Origin of the sequence: Micromonospora sp. NPDC048909 (assembly GCF_040649635.1) — a bacterium.
GTDB lineage: Bacteria > Actinomycetota > Actinomycetes > Mycobacteriales > Micromonosporaceae > Micromonospora.
In genome coordinates this window covers 165451-182295 of the sequence record NZ_JBEZFU010000012.1, presented here as the reverse complement: position 1 = coordinate 182295, position 16845 = coordinate 165451, and the positions used below count along the sequence as shown (strand labels likewise).

Annotated in this window: 15 protein-coding genes; 5 read left to right on the top strand and 10 right to left on the bottom strand. The window is 72.9% G+C overall.

The annotated features are described in order from the left end of the window. Positions 1 to 53 precede the first annotated feature (53 nt). From AB0C04_RS27230 to AB0C04_RS27205, 6 genes are all read right to left on the bottom strand, one after another. Positions 54 to 1019, bottom strand: coding sequence for a pyridoxal-phosphate dependent enzyme (locus AB0C04_RS27230; RefSeq protein ID WP_357059775.1), 966 nt, complete (start codon positions 1017 to 1019; stop codon positions 54 to 56). A gap of 10 nt (positions 1020 to 1029) precedes the next feature. After that, entirely contained in the window at positions 1030 to 1425 is a 396-nt protein-coding gene (locus AB0C04_RS27225) for a MoaD family protein (RefSeq protein WP_357059773.1), read from the bottom strand. A gap of 68 nt (positions 1426 to 1493) precedes the next feature. Then, positions 1494 to 1982, bottom strand: a complete 489-nt coding sequence (locus AB0C04_RS27220; RefSeq protein ID WP_357059770.1) for a M67 family metallopeptidase — start codon at positions 1980 to 1982, stop codon at positions 1494 to 1496. 47 nt (positions 1983 to 2029) lie between these two features. Beyond that, complete coding sequence (locus AB0C04_RS27215) at positions 2030 to 2530, bottom strand: DUF2017 domain-containing protein (protein WP_350869252.1); 501 nt, start codon at positions 2528 to 2530, stop codon at positions 2030 to 2032. A 2-nt stretch (positions 2531 to 2532) separates the two neighbouring features. Continuing rightward, positions 2533 to 2823, bottom strand: coding sequence for an ATP-dependent Clp protease adapter ClpS (clpS, locus tag AB0C04_RS27210; RefSeq protein WP_357059768.1), 291 nt, complete (start codon positions 2821 to 2823; stop codon positions 2533 to 2535). 148 nt (positions 2824 to 2971) lie between these two features. Beyond that, positions 2972 to 4507, bottom strand: coding sequence for a hypothetical protein (locus AB0C04_RS27205; RefSeq protein WP_357059765.1), 1536 nt, complete (start codon positions 4505 to 4507; stop codon positions 2972 to 2974). Between the two features lie 231 nt (positions 4508 to 4738). Between AB0C04_RS27205 and AB0C04_RS27200 the strand changes: the two genes are divergently transcribed. From AB0C04_RS27200 to AB0C04_RS27185, 4 genes are read left to right on the top strand one after another with little or no spacing between them, the layout of a single operon-like run. Continuing rightward, complete coding sequence (locus AB0C04_RS27200; protein WP_357059762.1) at positions 4739 to 7417, top strand: LuxR C-terminal-related transcriptional regulator; 2679 nt, start codon at positions 4739 to 4741, stop codon at positions 7415 to 7417. A gap of 16 nt (positions 7418 to 7433) precedes the next feature. After that, positions 7434 to 8720 (top strand): nicotinate phosphoribosyltransferase, encoded by a 1287-nt coding sequence (locus AB0C04_RS27195; RefSeq protein WP_357059760.1) that lies wholly within the window; start codon positions 7434 to 7436, stop codon positions 8718 to 8720. A gap of 43 nt (positions 8721 to 8763) precedes the next feature. Then, the gene (locus AB0C04_RS27190; RefSeq protein ID WP_357059757.1) at positions 8764 to 9345 is read left to right on the top strand and encodes an isochorismatase family protein; all 582 of its coding nucleotides are present in this window, start codon (positions 8764 to 8766) and stop codon (positions 9343 to 9345) included. Between the two features lie 40 nt (positions 9346 to 9385). Next, the gene (locus tag AB0C04_RS27185; RefSeq protein ID WP_357059754.1) at positions 9386 to 10627 is read left to right on the top strand and encodes an MFS transporter; all 1242 of its coding nucleotides are present in this window, start codon (positions 9386 to 9388) and stop codon (positions 10625 to 10627) included. A gap of 494 nt (positions 10628 to 11121) precedes the next feature. On the opposite strand, the gene ctaD is transcribed toward AB0C04_RS27185, so the two are convergent. Both ctaD and AB0C04_RS27175 read right to left on the bottom strand, forming a co-directional pair. Then, complete coding sequence (ctaD, locus tag AB0C04_RS27180) at positions 11122 to 12879, bottom strand: cytochrome c oxidase subunit I (protein WP_350869236.1); 1758 nt, start codon at positions 12877 to 12879, stop codon at positions 11122 to 11124. A 139-nt stretch (positions 12880 to 13018) separates the two neighbouring features. After that, positions 13019 to 14125 (bottom strand): FAD-dependent monooxygenase, encoded by a 1107-nt coding sequence (locus tag AB0C04_RS27175; protein ID WP_357059751.1) that lies wholly within the window; start codon positions 14123 to 14125, stop codon positions 13019 to 13021. A gap of 344 nt (positions 14126 to 14469) precedes the next feature. Between AB0C04_RS27175 and AB0C04_RS27170 the strand changes: the two genes are divergently transcribed. Beyond that, entirely contained in the window at positions 14470 to 15597 is a 1128-nt protein-coding gene (locus AB0C04_RS27170; protein ID WP_357059748.1) for a cellulose binding domain-containing protein, read from the top strand. Positions 15598 to 15680: 83 nt separating this feature from the next. Here AB0C04_RS27170 and AB0C04_RS27165 read toward each other — a convergent pair whose 3' ends face one another. Next, entirely contained in the window at positions 15681 to 16646 is a 966-nt protein-coding gene (locus AB0C04_RS27165; RefSeq protein WP_357059746.1) for an N-acetylmuramoyl-L-alanine amidase, read from the bottom strand. Further along, positions 16646 to 16801 carry a hypothetical protein gene (locus AB0C04_RS27160; RefSeq protein ID WP_350869225.1) on the bottom strand — a complete coding sequence of 52 codons (156 nt, stop codon included), beginning with the start codon at positions 16799 to 16801 and terminating at the stop codon, positions 16646 to 16648. The genes AB0C04_RS27165 and AB0C04_RS27160 overlap by 1 nt, the downstream gene beginning before the upstream one ends. Positions 16802 to 16845 lie beyond the last annotated feature (44 nt).

Here is a 16845-nt window from a genome sequence, read left to right as displayed (position 1 = left end):
CCGGGGCCGCCGACGCGCGTCGGCGGCCCCGGCCCGTCGGACGGTGGTCGGGCTCAGGCCCAGAGCTGCCCGTCGAGGGCGTCCTCGGCGTCGGCCAGCGTGCCGCCGTAGGCCCCGGTGGAGAGGTACTTCCAGCCGCCGTCGGCGACCACGAAGGCCACGTCGGCGCCGCGGCCCTCGCGTACCGCCTCGTGGGCCACCGCCAGCGCGGCGTGCAGGATCGCACCGGTGGAGAAGCCGGCGAAGATCCCCTCCACCTCGACCAGTTGCCGGGTGCGCAGCACCGCGTCCCGGGTGCCGACGGAGAACCGCCGGGACAGCACGGTGGCGTCGTAGAGCTCCGGTACGTAGCCCTCGTCGATGTTGCGCAGGCCGTAGACCAGCTCGCCGTAGCGCGGCTCCGCCGCGACGATCTGGATGCCGTCGACCTTCTCCCGCAGGTAGCGCCCGGTGCCCATCAGCGTGCCGGTGGTGCCCAGACCGGCCACGAAGTGGGTGATGCCGGGCAGGTCGTGCAGCAGCTCCGGGCCGGTGGTCTCGTAGTGCGCCCGCGCGTTGGCCTCGTTGCCGTACTGGAAGAGCATCACCCAGTCGGGATGCTCGGCCGCGATCTGCTTGGCCGTGGCGACCGCCTGGTTCGAGCCACCGGCCGCCGACGAGAAGATGATCTCCGCGCCGTACATCCGGAGCAGCTGGACCCGCTCGGTCGAGACGTTCTCCGGCATCACGCAGACCAGCCGGTAGCCGCGCAGCTTCGCCACCATGGCCAGCGAGATGCCGGTGTTGCCGCTGGTCGGTTCGAGGATGGTGTCGCCCGGCCGGAGCCGGCCGGCCTCCTCGGCCGCCCGGACCATGAACAGCGCCGCCCGGTCCTTGATGCTGCCGGTCGGATTCCGGTCCTCCAGCTTGGCCCAGAGCCGCACCGGCGGCGCCTGATCGGGCACCGTCGGCGAGAGCCGGGGCAGGCCGACCAGGGGTGTGCCGCCGGAGGCGTCGAGCAGACTGTCGTACCGCGCCATGGCGGCCGCCTCAGCGGCCGGCGACGGCCCGACGGCCCGGGGCCGCCGGCGCGGACGCGGCACTGTGCTGCGCGATCGCCGCGGCGGCGGCGCTGTGCTGCGCGATCGCCGCGGCGGCGGCGAAGCCGAACGCGCCCCCGGCGACCGCCGGCAGGATGGTGACGCTGTCACCGTCGTTGAGCTTGGCGTCCAGCGAACCCAGGAACCGGACGTCCTCGTCGTTGACGTAGACGTTGACGAACCGGTGCAGCGACCCGGCCTCGGTGACCAGGCGGCCCTTCAGGCCGCCGTGCCGCGAGTCCAGGTCGGTGAGCAGGTCGCTCAGGGTGTCGCCGGCGCCCTCGACGACCTTCGCGCCGCCGGTGTAGCTGCGCAGGATGGTGGGGATGCGAACCTCGATGGCCATGATGTCGTGCTCCTCTTCGGGTGTGCCTCGGTGACGGGACGTGGACGGGTGTTACGCGCCGCGGGGGATCAGCGGTCGGAACACTCGTAGTCGACCGTCGCCGGGCTCTGCCCGAACATGTAGGACTGGACGGCGTGCGGGTCCACCCCGGCCTCCACGATCCGGACCGGCTCCTCGGTCACCACACCGTCGACGATCCGGAACGAGCGGATCTCCTCGGTGTCCGGCTCCCGGGTGGAGACCAGCACGTAGTGCGCGCCCGGCTCACCGGCGAAGGAGACGTCCGTGCGGGACGGGTAGGCCTCGGTCGCGGTGTGCGAGTGGTAGATGACGACGGGCTCCTCGTCCCGGTCGTCCATCTCGCGCCACACCCGCAGCTGCTCCATCGAGTCGAACTCGTAGAAGGTCATCGAGCGGGCCGCGTTGTCCATCGGGATGTGCCGGGTCGGGGTGTCGCTGCCGGCGGCGCCGGCGACGACGCCGCACGCCTCGTCGGGGTGGTCCCGACGCGCGTGGGACACGATCGCGTCGACGATCGACCGGTCGATGCTCAGCACGCTGCCCAGCCTAACGCCTGCCGGCCGGGGGCCCGAAGTGGTGGCGGTCACGCCCCGTCGATCAGGGCGTTGAGCAGCGACTCCTGCAGATAGCCGAGGTATGCGTATACCGACAGTTGGAACACCCGGCTGGAGGTCGGGTCCTCGGCGACCGCGTCGTCCAGCTCCTCGCCGAGGTCCGTCCCGTCCTTGATCTCCAACCGCACGCCCATCGCGAGCCGGGCGTCGTTCAACGCGCGCAGCCACGCCTCGGCCGCCTCGGCGTCCAGCCGCACCTCGCCGCCGGCCTCGTCGGGCAACGCGGCCAGGATGGCGCCGGCCTGGTCGATCTTCGCGGTCTTGAGGTCACCCTCGGTGTAGCGGCGGAACTCGGCGGCACCGGTCGGGTCGTCCGGGTAGACCTCGGGGAAGAGCCGGCCGACCACCGGGTCGGAGTGGTCGAAGCCGTCGGTGAGCAGACCGACCACCTCACCGGCGACCTTGCGCAGCACCCGCACCTCGTCGACGGCGAAGCTGGCGACATAGCGCCCACTCTGCCTGCGGAACATGCTCACGAGCGGTCCACCGTCGCCCACAGCCCGTACGCGTGCAGCTGCGACGCGTCGTGCTCCATCCGCTCCCGGGCGCCGGTGGAGACCACGGCGCGGCCCTTGTGGTGCACGTCCAGCATCAGCTCCTCGGCCTTCTCCCGGCTGTAGCCGAAGAGCTTCTGGAAGACCCAGGTCACGTACGTCATCAGGTTGACCGGGTCGTCCCACACGATCGTCACCCACGGCCGGTCCGAGACCGGCACCTCTTCGGTGGCCGGCGTCTCGACCGGTGCAACCTGCGGAGCCGCCATGCCCCCCATCGTGCCACCGGTCTCCCGGAACCGAGGAACCGGAACGCCGGCCGGGCGCGGATCGCCGTCGGGGGGAGGCCCGGACCCGCCGGGACCGCGCCCGAGGGGTGGGCGGGCGGGCCCGGCGGGCCGGACGTCTCGGGCGCCCTCAGGCGAGCAGGATGCCGTGGTCAACCGCATCGGAGAGCACCGCGCCCAGGGAGAGACGGATCACCTCGAACCGCCGGGAGATCTCCCGGGCCAGCTCCAGCTCGACCTCCCGCAGCGCCCGCTGGGCCCAGGCCCGCGCGCCGTTCGGATCGTTGTTGCCCGGGCTGCGCCAGTGCTGCCAGCAGCCGCCGGAGAGGGCGACGGCGACCGGCGGAAGCACCTCGGCGCGGGCTGGGCTCGGATAGCCGGCCACCGCGTCGATCGCGCCGTCGCCGGAGAGCCCGGCCACCCCGGCGGTGCTGGTGACCAGCAGCACCCGGTCGAGATCCCGGCCGGCGCGGTCGCGCTCCTCGGTCAGCCCCCAGCTCATCGCGTGGGTGACCCGCTGGTGCACACCCTCGGGCAGCGGGCCGCCGACCACCCGGGCGGTGATCTCCTCGATGATGCCCCGGACCGCGTGGTCGCACTGAGCGGTGGCCAGCAGCGACAGCGCCTCCATCTCGCGGTCGAGCAGTTCGGGCAGCCCGGCGCAGCCGACCCCGAAGACGATCTCCTGGACCACCCGCAGGTGCGTGTTCGCGAGTTCCAGCGCGAGGTGCTGGCGGATCCGCTGGGTGCAGGAGCGGCTCTGCCGGTCGAGTCGCTCGGACCAGTCACCCGGGTCGGCGGCGACGCTCACCCGGACGTGCCCGCCCGTCGGCAGCGGCGGGTCGGAGCTGGCTCGGCGCAGACCCTCGTCGGCGGCCCAGCCGACCAGCGCCCGGCGCAGGTCGGCCACGGCCGCGGCGTGGTGCGGCGCGAACCAGCGGGCATCGGCGAGGGCGGGGACCGCGGAGAGCAGAGCCGCCCGGTGCGCCTCGACGGTCACGGCGACCGGATCCACGGCGGGGCCGGGTGAGGGGGACCCGGCCCCGGACGGCGGGACGGACGCCCCCGCGTCCTCCGTCGTCGCCGTGCTGTCGGGCCCGGCCCAGCCGGTCGAGCCCGGGGTGACCGCGAAGAAGACCGTGACCGAGGTGCGGGCGACCTCGGCGAGCAGGTTGAGTTCCGCCGCGGTGAACGCCTGGTCGGCGGCGATCACGAAGAGCAGCGACCCGGCCCGACCGGCCGCCTCGATCAGCACCCGAGCGCCGGCGACGCCGAAGGTCCCGGTGTCCAGCGTGTCGACCAGGGTGAAGTGCCGCAGCAGCGGATCGGGCAGGCCGATCTCGACCCGGCGCGGCGGGCGGGCCAGCGCGGGACCGGCCGCCGTGCGGTCCGCACCGTAGGCGTGCGGCTGGCGGTAGCCCGGCACGTACGCCGCGCGGGTGGGCTTCGCGGCGTGCCGGGCCACCAGCCAGCTGCCGTCCGGCACGGCGAGCAGGGCGGGGTCGAGATCGAGCAGGGTGGCGAGCACGGCGCGTCGGCCGGCACCGGCGGGGCCGACGGCGAGCACGCCGAGCGGCTCCTCGGGGCCGGGTTCGGTCGCCCCGAGCCGGGTGGGCAGGGGCGCGCAGCGCGGCGGGTCGGCGGAGCCCGGCACGTCGTCAGGCATGTCGACCGAGGGGAGAGGACCCGGCTTCATCAGGGCGACCTCCCGTGGCAGGCGGACCGGCAGGGGCCGGCCGCGTGGATAGTCCGGCGAGTCAACCCGGATGCCGGAAGACTACGAGCGACCCGGGGTCCGGGCGGAACACTTCGGGTACTCACGAGTAATCGCGAGATTACTCAACTTCGGTGCGTGACGGTATGCACGCGGACCGATTTCGATGGATATGCTGCCCGGATGAGTCGGTGGAAATTCGTCGGCCGAACGGATGAGCTCAACCGTCTCCTGTCGGCAGTGACCGGCACCGAGGGTCGAGGGCTCTTCTACAGCGGCAACGCGGGCATCGGCAAGAGCCGACTGCTGCGCGAGGGCGTGGCCGCGCTGCCCACCGACCGCTACGCGATCTGGTCCATCGCGGCCAGCGCCACCACCGCGGCGCTGCCGTTCGGCGGGCTGGTCCAGGTGCTCCCCGCGGAGCAACCGCAGGGCCTGTCGCCGGCCGGCATCCTGCGCTGGGCGCTGGACGTGCTCCAGCAGCAGGCGGCCGGGCGGCGCATCGTGCTCGCCATCGACGACGCGCACCTGCTCGACCCGCCGTCGGCCGCGCTCGTGCACCTGGTGGCCCGGGCCGAGAACGCCACCGTGATCGGCACGCTGCGCAACGGCGAGCAGATCCCGCTGCCGATCCGGGCACTCTGGACCGACGACCTGGTGGAGAACGCCGAGCTGAGCCCGATGGCGCCGGCGGAGACCGCCGGGCTGCTCGCCGCGATCCTCGGCGGCCCGGTCGACGCCGGCTCCGCCGACCGGCTGGGTCGGCTCTCCGCCGGCAACCCGCTGCTGCTGCGCGAGCTGGTGCACGCCGCCTCCGGCAGCGAGGAGCTGACCCGCACGTACGGGATCTGGAAGTGGACCGGGCGGCTGGAGCTGGCGCCGAACCTGACCGATCTGATCGACATCCGGATCGGCCAGCTCACCCCCGGCGTCCGGGCGGTCGTCGAGCTGGTCGCGTTCGGTGAACCGCTCGGCCTGCAACTGCTCAACCAGGCCGTCGACCCGACCGACGTGGAGGTCGCCGAGGAGCGTGGCCTGATCTCGGTGATCCAGCACGACCGGCGGACCAACGTCCGGCTCGCGCACCCGCTCTACGGCGAGGTGATGCGCCGCCGCTGCCCGGTCAGCCGGACCCGCCGGTTGCAGGCCCACCTCGCCGAGTTGCTGGAGCGGGTGGGCAAGCGACGCCGCGACGACCTGCTCCGGGTGGCGGTGTGGCGGCTCGACTCGGGCACCGCCCAGGACGCCGCGCTCCTGCTCGACGCGGCCGTGCAGGCGTTCAGCCGGTACGACGTACCGCTGGCGACCCGGCTGGCCCGCGCAGCGCTCGAAGCCGGCGGCGGGTTCGACGCGGCCGAGCTGTTGGCCACCATCCTGATGTTCGCCGACCGGCCGGAGGAGGCGATCGAGGTGCTCGACGCGGTCTCCCCCGGCTCGGCCGACAGTCGCCGGCTGAGCCGCTGGCTGACCGTGCGCGGGATGGTCACCTACTGGGGGCTGAGCCAGGAGTCCACGGTGGAGGAGATCGCGGCGCGGGCCGGCGACCTGGCCGACTCGGCCGACCAGGCCCGGGTCCGCGCGTTCGAGGCGATCATGCGGCTGCACCGGTTGGACACCGCCACGGCGCTGCGGCTCAGCCAGGGCGTGCTGGACCGCCCGGCGGCCAGCATCGCTGCCCGCGAGCTGGCCCGGTGCACGATCGCCTACCTGCAGGCCGCGCAGGGGCAGCTGCGTCGCAGCGGCACCGCGGTCAACCAGGTGCACTCCGAGGCGGCCCGGTGGCGAGCCGACATGCCATACCTCCAGCTCGCCCTGGAGCTGGCCCGGGGCACCCGGCTCACCCTCGCCGGCGACCTGGCCGGCATCGACGCGATCGTGGCCGACGAGTTCGCCGACCTCGCCGGCGCCGGGGACTTCCGGCTCGGCACCGGCTACCTGGCCATCCTGCAGGCGTACGCGGCCCGGCTGCGCGGTCAGAGCGACGCCGCGCTGCGGACCAGCCTCGGCGCGTGCGCGGTGCTCGCCACCAGCCGGGTCTACGCCGGGCTGGCCCAGGCCGAGCGGGCGCAGGCGGCCGCGTTGCGGGGCGACGCGGCCCAGGCCGCCGAGGCGATGGCCGAGGCCGACCGCACCCAGGCTCCCGGCATGGCGGTGCTCTATCCGTGGCTGGAGCAGGCCCGCGGTGCGGCGCTCGCCGCGGCCGGCGACCTGCCGGGGGCGGTGAAGCAGCTGACCGAACTGGTCGACCGGCTGCGCGCCGACGACTTCGCCGGCCACGAGGTGCACGTCCTGCACGACCTGGTGCGGCTCGACCAGGCAACCACGCCGGTCGGGCCGACCTGCTCCGACGGCAGCCGGCGCAGCGTCGCCCAGCGCCTCTCCGAACTCTCCGAACGGGTCGACGGGGTGCTGCCGCCGCTGCTGGCCCGACACGCCCGGGCCGCGGTCGCCGGCTCGGCGGCCGACCTGCTCACGGTCGCCGACGACTTCGCCGCGCTGGACCTCAACCTCTACGCCGCCGAGGCGACCGCCACCGCGCTGCACCGGCTGCGCCGGGAGCGGCCCGCCGCCGCCAACGAGGCCCGGGAACGCCTCGCGGCGCTGTTGAACCGCTGCGACCTGATCCGCACCCCGGCGCTGCGCGCCGGGGCACCGGTGCTGACCGAGCGGGAGTGGCAGGTGGCCCGGCTCGCCGCCGAGGGGGCCACCAGCAAGGCCATCGCCGACCGGCTCTACCTCTCGGCGCGCACCGTGGAGAACCACCTTCAGCGGATCTACGCCAAGCTCGGCGTCACCAGTCGCGCCGAGCTGCGGGCCGCGCTGCGGGCGATCCCGGGCCACGAGGGCGGGGACGCGAGCTGAACTTTAGGCTGGGACGGTGAGCACCCTTCGCCCCGCACTGCTGACCGACCACTACGAGCTGACCATGATCAGCGCGGCGCTGCGCGACGGCACCGCCGACCGCCGCTGCGTCTTCGAGGTCTTCAGCCGTCGGCTGCCGACCGGTCGCCGCTACGGCGTGGTCGCCGGCACCGGGCGCCTGATCGAGCTGATCCGGGACTTCCGGTTCGACGCCGCCGACGTCGACCACCTGCTGCGCACCGGCGTGGTCGACGACCAGGCCGCGGCCTGGCTGCGGGACTACCGCTTCACCGGCGACATCGACGGGTACGCCGAGGGCGAGCTCTTCTTCCCCAACTCGCCGATCCTCACCGTCTGCGGCGGCTTCGCCGAGTGCGTGGTGCTGGAGACGCTGGTGCTCTCCGTCCTCAACCACGACAGCGCCGTCGCGGCTGCCGCCGCCCGGATGGTGACCGCGGCCCGCGGTCGCACCCTGATCGAGATGGGCTCCCGGCGGGCGCACGAGGGGGCCGCGGTGGCCGCCGCCCGGGCCGCCTACCTGGCCGGCTTCCGGTTCACCTCCAACCTCGAGGCCGGCCGCCGCTACGGCATTCCCACCGCCGGCACCGCGGCGCACGCGTTCACCCTGCTGCACGACGACGAGCGGGCCGCGTTCGCCTCGCAGGTCGCCACCCTGGGCAAGGACACCACGCTGCTGGTCGACACGTACGACATCAGCCAGGGCATCCGCAACGCGATCGCGGTCGCCGGCACCGACCTGCGCGCGGTCCGGATCGACTCCGGCGACCTCGCGGTGATCGCCCAACAGTCCCGGGAGCTGCTCGACTCGCTCGGCGCCACCGAGACGAAGATCATCGTCTCGGGTGACCTGGACGAGTACGCCATCGCCGCCCTCGCCGCCGAGCCGGTGGACATGTACGGCGCGGGCACCGCGGTGGTCACCGGCTCCGGTGCGCCCACCGTCGGGCTGGTCTACAAGCTGGTCGAGGTCGACGGCCGAGCGGTGGTGAAGCGCTCGGAGCACAAGGCGACCATCGGTGGCCGCAAGGTCGCGGTCCGGCGGCACAAGCCGACCGGTACGGCCACCGAGGAGGTCATCGTCCCGCAGGGCGTACCGGACCGGCAGCCCAACGACCGGCTGCTCCAGCGCTCGTTCGTGGCCGGCGGTGAACCGGTCGACCTACCCACGCTGGACGAGTCGCGCGAGCACCTGCGGGAGTGCCTGATCTCCATCCCGTGGGAGGGGCTGAAGCTCTCCGCGGGCGATCCGGCCATCCCGGTCACCGTGGTGCCCGCACAGTGAAGGTTGCCCGGTCCCGGGCCGAGGCGTCAGGAAGGGAGCACCGGTGAGCAACGCGTTGATCATCGTGGACGTGCAGAACGACTTCTGTGAGGGCGGCTCGCTGGCCGTCGGCGGCGGGGCGGGCGTGGCAGCCGGCGTCACCCGGCTGCTCGCCGCCGAACCGGGCCGCTGGGAGCACGTGGTCGCGACCAAGGACTACCACGTCGATCCGGGGGCGCACTTCGCCGACCGGCCGGACTTCGTCGACTCCTGGCCGCGGCACTGCGTGGTCGGCACCCCCGGCTCGGAGTTCCACCCCGATCTGGACACCGGCCGGGTCGAGGAGATCTTCCACAAGGGCGAGCACGCCGCCGCGTACTCCGGCTTCGAGGGGCACGCCGCCGACGGCGAGTGCCTGGCCGACTGGCTGCGCCGGCACGGCGTCGACCGGGTCGAGCTGGTCGGCATCGCCACCGACCACTGCGTCCGGGCCACCGCCCTGGACGCCGCGCGGGAGGGCTTCGCCACCACCGTGCTGCTCGACCTGACCGCCGGCGTCGCCCCGGACACCACCGACCTGGCGCTACGCGCGCTGCAGGGCGCCGGGGTCTCCCTGCAGGGTGCGCCTGTGATCAAGAACGCATGACCCGGTAATAGGTTGGCGGCTGTCGTACCCAGCGTCGAGGATGGCGCCGGAGGTATGGACCGTCGTGAACCTTGAGCCTTACCGGCAGACGCTCGCGCTGCCCGGTCTCCGGTCGCTGCTGCTGGTGGCGGTACTCGCCCGCATCCCGCTCACCGCGACCGGGGTGACGATGACCCTCCACGTGCTCGACCTCGGCCGCGGCTACGCCGCCGCCGGGCTGGTCGGCGCCGCGATCACCGTCGGCGCGGCGATCGGCGGCCCGCTGCTCGGTCGGCAGATCGACCGCCGAGGCCTGCGGCCGGTGCTGGTGCTCACCGCGATCGTCGAGGCGGTCTACTGGGCCACCGCGCCCTCGCTGCCCTACCTCCTGCTGCTGCCGGCCGCCTTCGTCGCCGGCTCGCTCGCCCTGCCGATCTTCTCGGTGGTCCGCCAATCCATCGCCGCGCTGGTGCCCGAGGAGCAACGCCGACCGGCGTACGCGCTCGACTCGATGTCGGTGGAGCTGTCGTTCATGGTCGGCCCGGCGCTGGCCGTGGCGCTGGCCACCGCCATCTCGGCGCAGACCACCCTCTACCTGGTCGGCGCCGGCATCGTCGCCGCCGGGGTGGCGTTCTGGCTGCTCAACCCGCCCACCGGCAGCGAACAGCAGCCGGGGACGCCACGCCGACGAGTGCCCCGGCGGGAGTGGGTGACGCCCCGGCTGCTGGCCGTGCTGGCGGTCAGCCTCGCCGCCACGCTGGTGCTCGGCGGCACCGACGTGGCGGTCGTCGCCGTGCTCCGGGAGGGCGGCGAGGTCGGCTGGACCGGCGCCGTCCTCGCCATGTGGGCGGTCGCCTCGCTGGTCGGTGGCTTCGCCTACGGGGCCGTGCACCGCTCCTTCTCCCCGCTGGCGCTGATGGCCGCGCTGAGCCTCTGCACCATCCCGGTCGGGCTGGGCGGCTCACACTGGTGGCTGCTCTGCCTCGCCCTGATCCCGGCCGGCGCGCTCTGCGCCCCGACCATCGCGGCGACCTCCGACGCGGTGAGCCGCCTCGCCCCGGCCGAGGTACGCGGCGAGGCGATGGGCCTGCACGGCTCGGCGGTCACCGTCGGCATCGCGGTCGGCGCCCCGCTCGCCGGCGCGGTTATCGACGCCTCCGCGCCGGCCTGGGGGTTCGCGGTGACCGGCATCATCGGCGCGCTGGTCGCGCTCGCGGTGCTCCCCATCGAACTGCGCCGCCGCCGCGCCTCCGCCGCCCCCGTACCCGCCGAACCCGAACTCGCCGCCACCACCACCCTCTGACCCCGCCCCATCAGCAGGCGCGGCACCGTCACGGTTACGGTCACCGGGCAGGTTCGACGGCGGGCGCGACCCGCGGGCAGGTGCCCACGGCGGGCGGTGGCCGCTACTTCGCGGAAAGAGTCCCCGTCCCGCTTCCGGGAGGCCACTGTTTCCGTGAAGTAGCGCCTGTGCGCGGAACACGGCCCGCCTGCTCCGACGGCCATACGATCAACTCGGGGTCAATGAAGTCGGGCTGTCTGCCCGACCGGACACCCCGACATCCCAGAAGCCGAGTCGATCGGCCCACCCGACCGACCTGATCGACACCATGTCGCCGACATGGCGGCATCCTGCGCGCCCGGACACCGCCATGTCGGGGACATGGAGTCGATCAACCTCCGGGGGTGGGCCCGACGACCCCACGGACGACCCGGCGACCAGGTGGGACTGGAAATGGCGACGGGCGCCGCCTCCCGGGTAGGGAGGGCGGCGCCCGTCGGACGTGGTGCTGAGTGTCAGCGGTCGATGTTGCTGGCGGTGTCCTCGGCGTACCGGGCCCCGCCGTCCGACTCGCTGGTCAGCGGCTTGGAGCCGCCCTCCGGCGGGCCGGCCAGGCTCTGGTGGCCGGCGGCCAGCTCCGGGAACTTCAGATCGAACGCCGGCCGCTCGGAGCGGATCCGCGGCATCCGGTCGAAGTTGCGAAGCGGCGGCGGGCAGCTGGTCGCCCACTCCAGCGAGTTGCCGTGGCCCCACGGGTCGTCGACCTCGACCACCGGGCCGGTCTTGTACGACTTCCAGCAGTTGTAGATGAACGGCAGCGTCGAGATACCGGTGATGAACGCGCCGATCGTGGAGATCATGTTCAGCGTGGTGAAGCCGTCGCTGGGCAGGTAGTCCGCGTAGCGGCGGGGCATGCCCTCGTTGCCGAGCCAGTGCTGCACCAGGAAGGTGGTGTGGAAGCCGATCATGGTCAGCCAGAAGTGCACCTTGCCGAGCCGCTCGTCGAGCATCCGGCCGAACATCTTCGGGAACCAGAAGTAGATGCCGGCGAAGACGGCGAACACGATGGTGCCGAAGAGCACGTAGTGGAAGTGCGCCACCACGAAGTACGAGTCGGAGACGTGGAAGTCGATCGGCGGGCTGGCCAGCAGCACACCGGTGAGACCACCGAAGAGGAAGGTCACCAGGAAGCCGACCGACCAGAGCATCGGGGTCTCGAAGCTGACCTGGCCGCGCCACATGGTGCCGATCCAGTTGAAGAACTTCATACCGGTGGGCACGGCGATCAGGAAGCTCAGGAAGCTGAAGAACGGCAGCAGCACCTGGCCGGTGGCGAACATGTGGTGCGCCCAGACGCTCATCGACAGCGCGGCGATGGCGAGGGTCGCGGCCACCAGACCCTTGTAGCCGAAGATCGGCTTGCGGGAGAAGACCGGGATGATCTCGCTGATGATGCCGAAGAACGGCAGCGCGACGATGTAGACCTCGGGGTGCCCGAAGAACCAGAACAGGTGCTGCCAGAGCATCGGCCCACCGGTCGCCGGGTCGTACACGTGGGCGCCGAGGATGCGGTCGGCGGCGAGCGCGAAGAGCGCGGCGGCCAACAGCGGGAAGACCAGGATCACCAGGAGGCTGGTGACCAGGATGTTCCAGGTGAAGATCGGCATCCGGAACATGGTCATGCCGGGGGCCCGCAGGGTGAGGACCGTGGTGATCATGTTGACCGCGCCGAGGATCGTGCCCAGACCGGAGATGGCCAGACCCATGATCCACATGTTGGCGCCGACGCCCGGGGAGTGCTCCACGCTGCTCAGCGGGGCGTACGCGAACCAGCCGAAGTCGGCCGCGCCGCCCGGGGTGAGGAAGCCGGCGGTCGCGATGGTGCCGCCGAACAGGTACAGCCAGTAGGCGAAGCTGTTCAGCCGCGGGAACGACACGTCGGGCGCGCCGATCTGGATCGGCACGATGTAGTTCGCGAAGGCGAACACGATCGGCGTCGCGAAGAACAGCAGCATGATCGTGCCGTGCATGGTGAAGAGCTGGTTGTACTGCTCGGGCGACAGGAACTGCAGCCCCGGCTGGGCCAGCTCGGCCCGCATGATCAGGGCCATCAGGCCGCCGATCATGAAGAACGCGAACGCGGTGACCATGTACATGATCCCGATCTGCTTCGCGTCCGTGGTCCGCAGCAGCCGCGCGATGGCCGACCCCTTGACCGGCTCTCGGACCGGCCAGGGCCGGGTCACGACCGGCTTGGGTGCGACGGTGGTCACGAGTGGCCTCCGGTTCTCGGTTGTCCCGCTCGGCACGCGCTGATTTCTGCGGGCCGTCATCCGCAAGGAGGATAGTCCCCGGCAGGTGGCCCCCCGGCGTGGGGTGGCCAGCTACGATCTTCGGCCCCGACCCCGAGGGTCAGAGCGGGCCGAGCAGTAGCCGGTAGTGCTCGCCGAAGATCCGGCCGCCACGCCCGCGCAGCAACGGGTCGCGCAGCGCCGGCGGTACGTCCCGGGTCCGGTTGCGGTCGCGGGTCCGGTCGCGCACCCATCGGGTACGCGGGCGACGGCGACTCTCGTACGCGACGAGGGCCGCCTCCACGCCGCCGGCCGCCCTCAGCGATTCGGCCAGCACGACGGCGTCCTCCAGTGCCATCGCCGCGCCCTGGGAGAGGGTCGGCGCGGTCGCGTGCGCGGCGTCGCCGACCAGCAGCACCCGTCCCCGGTACCAACGGCCCAGTTCCACCTCGTCGGTGACTCCGACGTGCACCCACTCCAGCGCGTCCAGCACCTCCGGCACCGGGCCGCCGTACGAGCCGAAGAGCTCGCGCACCCGGCTGACCGGGTCGGCGGGCCGCTCGGTGCCGGCCTCGTCGGCGTAGCAGTGCAGCCGCCCGGCGCCGATCGGCACGATCAGGAAGCCGGCGCGCTGGCCGAGCAGCGCGGTCCACTCGGTGACCGTCGGGCCGTGGCGCAGCACGGTGCGGTAGACCACCTGCCCGGCGGGTCGGGGCGGGCCGCCGAGCGCGGCGAGCGCGCGGACCGAGGATCGCGGCCCGTCGGCGCCGATGACCAGGTCGTACTCGGCGGCGGTGCCGTCGACGAAGGTCACCCCGACGCCGGCGGGCAGCAGGTCGAGGGTGCGTACCTCGGCACCGTGGCGCACCGCGCCGCCGGCCCCGGTGAGCAGCACCCGGTGCAGTTCGGCCCGGGGCAGGGCCCGGCACTCGCCGACCCCGCCCCAGAGGGCGTCCAGGTCGACCTCGCAGAGCGGGGCGCCGTCGGCGTCGAGGAAGCGCTGCCGGTGCACGACGTGGCCGAGTGGGCGGACCGGGCCGTCGAGGTCCAGCCGGCGCAGCGCCCGGGCGGCGTTGCCGGGCAGGTAGAGGCCGGTCTCGTGGGACTCGCCCGGCGGCAGTTTCTCGGTGACGTCCGGGCGGAAGCCCGCCATGCGCAGCGCCCGGGCCACGGCCAGACCGGCGATGCCCGCGCCGACGACGAGGATGCGCAGGGGAGAGCCACCCATGGTTGCGGTACGCCTCCGGAGGGGTTCGGCACGCGTCGGATGCAAGACATTACTCGGCGCAATCGGCGCACACCAGGGCTGATCGGCCCGCGCGGGCGCGCGCATCGGGGCCCGGCGCCGGTCGGCCGGCGGGCGGAAGCTGTCACCTGGGCGGTTCACCGCTGTCACTCAGGCGGGGCACCCCTCGCCGAAGGCACCGCGCGGGAAACCTCATATCCCGGCCGATTTCCTCCGACCGGTTGCGCGTTTGTTTCACAGATGTAAATGTGTCAACGAGCGTGGGAGCGCTCCCGCACCCGTTCACCCGTCCGGCGCCCGGGCAGCGCCACACCGCTAGGAGCAGCATGAAACGTCGACTTCGGGCCCTCGTGGCCGCCGGCCTGCTGGTCAGCGGCTCCATCGTCGCCGTGGCCCTCGGCGGAAACGCCTCCGCCGACACCCAGATCTGCGAACAGTACGGCTCGACCGTCATCGGCAACCGCTACGTGGTGCAGAACAACCGCTGGGGCACCACCGCCCAGCAGTGCATCAACGTCACCAGCACCGGCTTCGAGATCACCACCCAGAACGGCAGCAACCCGACCAACGGCGCCCCGACCGCGTACCCCTCGGTCTTCCTCGGCTGTCACTACACCAGCTGCTCCCCCGGCACGAACCTGCCGATCCAGGTGAGCCAGATCAGCAGCGCGACCAGCAGCATCAGCTACCGGTACGTCGGCGGCGCCGTCTACAACGCCTCGTACGACATCTGGCTGGACCCCACTCCGAAGACCGACGGGGTGAACCAGATGGAGATCATGATCTGGCTCAACCGGCAGGGCCCGATCCAGCCCATCGGCTCACCGGTCGGCACCGCCAACCTGGCCGGCCGGAGCTGGGAGGTCTGGCGGGGCAGCAACGGCTCCAACAACGTCATCTCCTATGTCGCGCCGTCCGCGATCACCAGCCTCGACTTCAGCGTGCTCGACTTCATCGCCGACGTCCGCAGCCGGGGCGCGATCACCAACTCCTGGTACCTGACCAGCATCCAGGCCGGCTTCGAGCCGTGGCAGGGCGGCGCCGGGCTCGCGGTGACCTCGTTCTCCGCCGCGGTGAACGGTGGCGGCACCCCGCCACCCACCACGCCCCCGCCGACCACCCCGCCGCCGGGCGGCGCCGGTTGCGCGGTGACGTACACGCCCAACTCCTGGAACAACGGCTTCACCGCCGACGTACGGATCACCAACACCGGGTCCGGTGCGGTCAACGGCTGGACGCTCACCTATCAACTGCCCGCCGGGCAGCAGGTCACCAGCGCCTGGAACGCGACGGTGAGCCAGAGCGGTTCCACGGTGACCGCCCGGAACCTGAGCTGGAACGGCGCCATCGCCCCCGGCGGCAGCGCCAGCTTCGGCCACCAGGGGACGCTGAGCGGCGCGTACTCCTCGCCGACCAGCTTCGCCCTCAACGGCGCCGCCTGCGCCCGGGCCTGACCCCGACCGGCGGCGGGACGGTCGCGTGGCTGACCACGCAGCCGTCCCGCCGCCGCTTCGGGCGCTGTGCGGCTCTCGTCCGGTCAGACCCGGGTGAGGCGGACGGCGTCGGCGATGACCAGGCCGCCGGCCGAGCTCCACCGGCTGACGGCCACCCGGTTGGCGTCGCCGGCCGGGAGCGCGAACGTGCCGAGGATGCGCCACTGCCCGCCGGTCGCCCGCTGGTCGACGGTGATCGTCCGGTTGCCGGTGGTCGTGGCGACGATGTACGGCGTCGAGCTGTTGTAGCCGGAGTTCGCCGGCCACCAGGCGTCGACCCGGTAGTTGCCGGCCGCCGGGACGTTGAACCTGTACCAGGCGGCGTCGCTGGCGGCGACGGGGTCGGCGTAGCGGTAGTCGGCGCCGTAGCGCTGCCCGGAGTACGACGAGACGCCCCAGCTCGCGCTGGCGGTGAACCGGCCGGCGGTGGTGTTGTCCACGATGGACGACCAGGCGGTGCCGCCGCCGGACATCTTGGCGGCCACGTCGGCCCTCATCACGTCCAGGTCGATGAAGGACGGGTCGATCTTCCCGGTGGTGCTCGTCTCCCGGTGCCCCCGGGCGTAGCTGCTGTCCCTGCCGAGCCGGGTGAGCACGGCGGCGGTCGCCGCGATCGACGCGTTGTACTGCGCCGTGGTCATCTCCTGGTTGACCCCGTTGTAGTCGATCTCCCACCCGATCATGAGGGTGTTGCCGTCGCCGGCCGGGATCGGCCCGCTGCCGCGGCTGGCGCCGGCGTGGTTGCACCGGCCGGCGGAGATGACGTGGAAGACACCGTGGTAGTCGACCAGCGCCTGGCAGAGCGGGCCGGGCAGGTCGGACCGGCCGTTGATGCAGATGTTCAGCGCCGGGTGCGGGTTGGTGGCGCTGGAGGTGGACGCGGTGTGGTGCCAGAGCACCCCGATCGGGTTGAAGTCGCCGGGGCGCATCCGGTTGAGCCAGTCCCCCTCGACGACGACCTGGACGCCGGCCGCCCGGAGCACGTCCACCAGCCAGGGAACGGTGGCCATCACGAGCCCCCGAGCAGGTCGGCCAGGCACTCGGGCTTCGGCGCGGCGGCCGCCGGGGCGGGTCGGACGGCGACGGCGGTCAGCGCGGCGGCCACCAGGGCCGGAATGCCGAGCAGACCCCGGCGCCGCAGACGGACGGATCGGGACGTGGCCATGGCGCTCCTTCAGCGGGCGGAGGGATCACGACACATCGACGTAC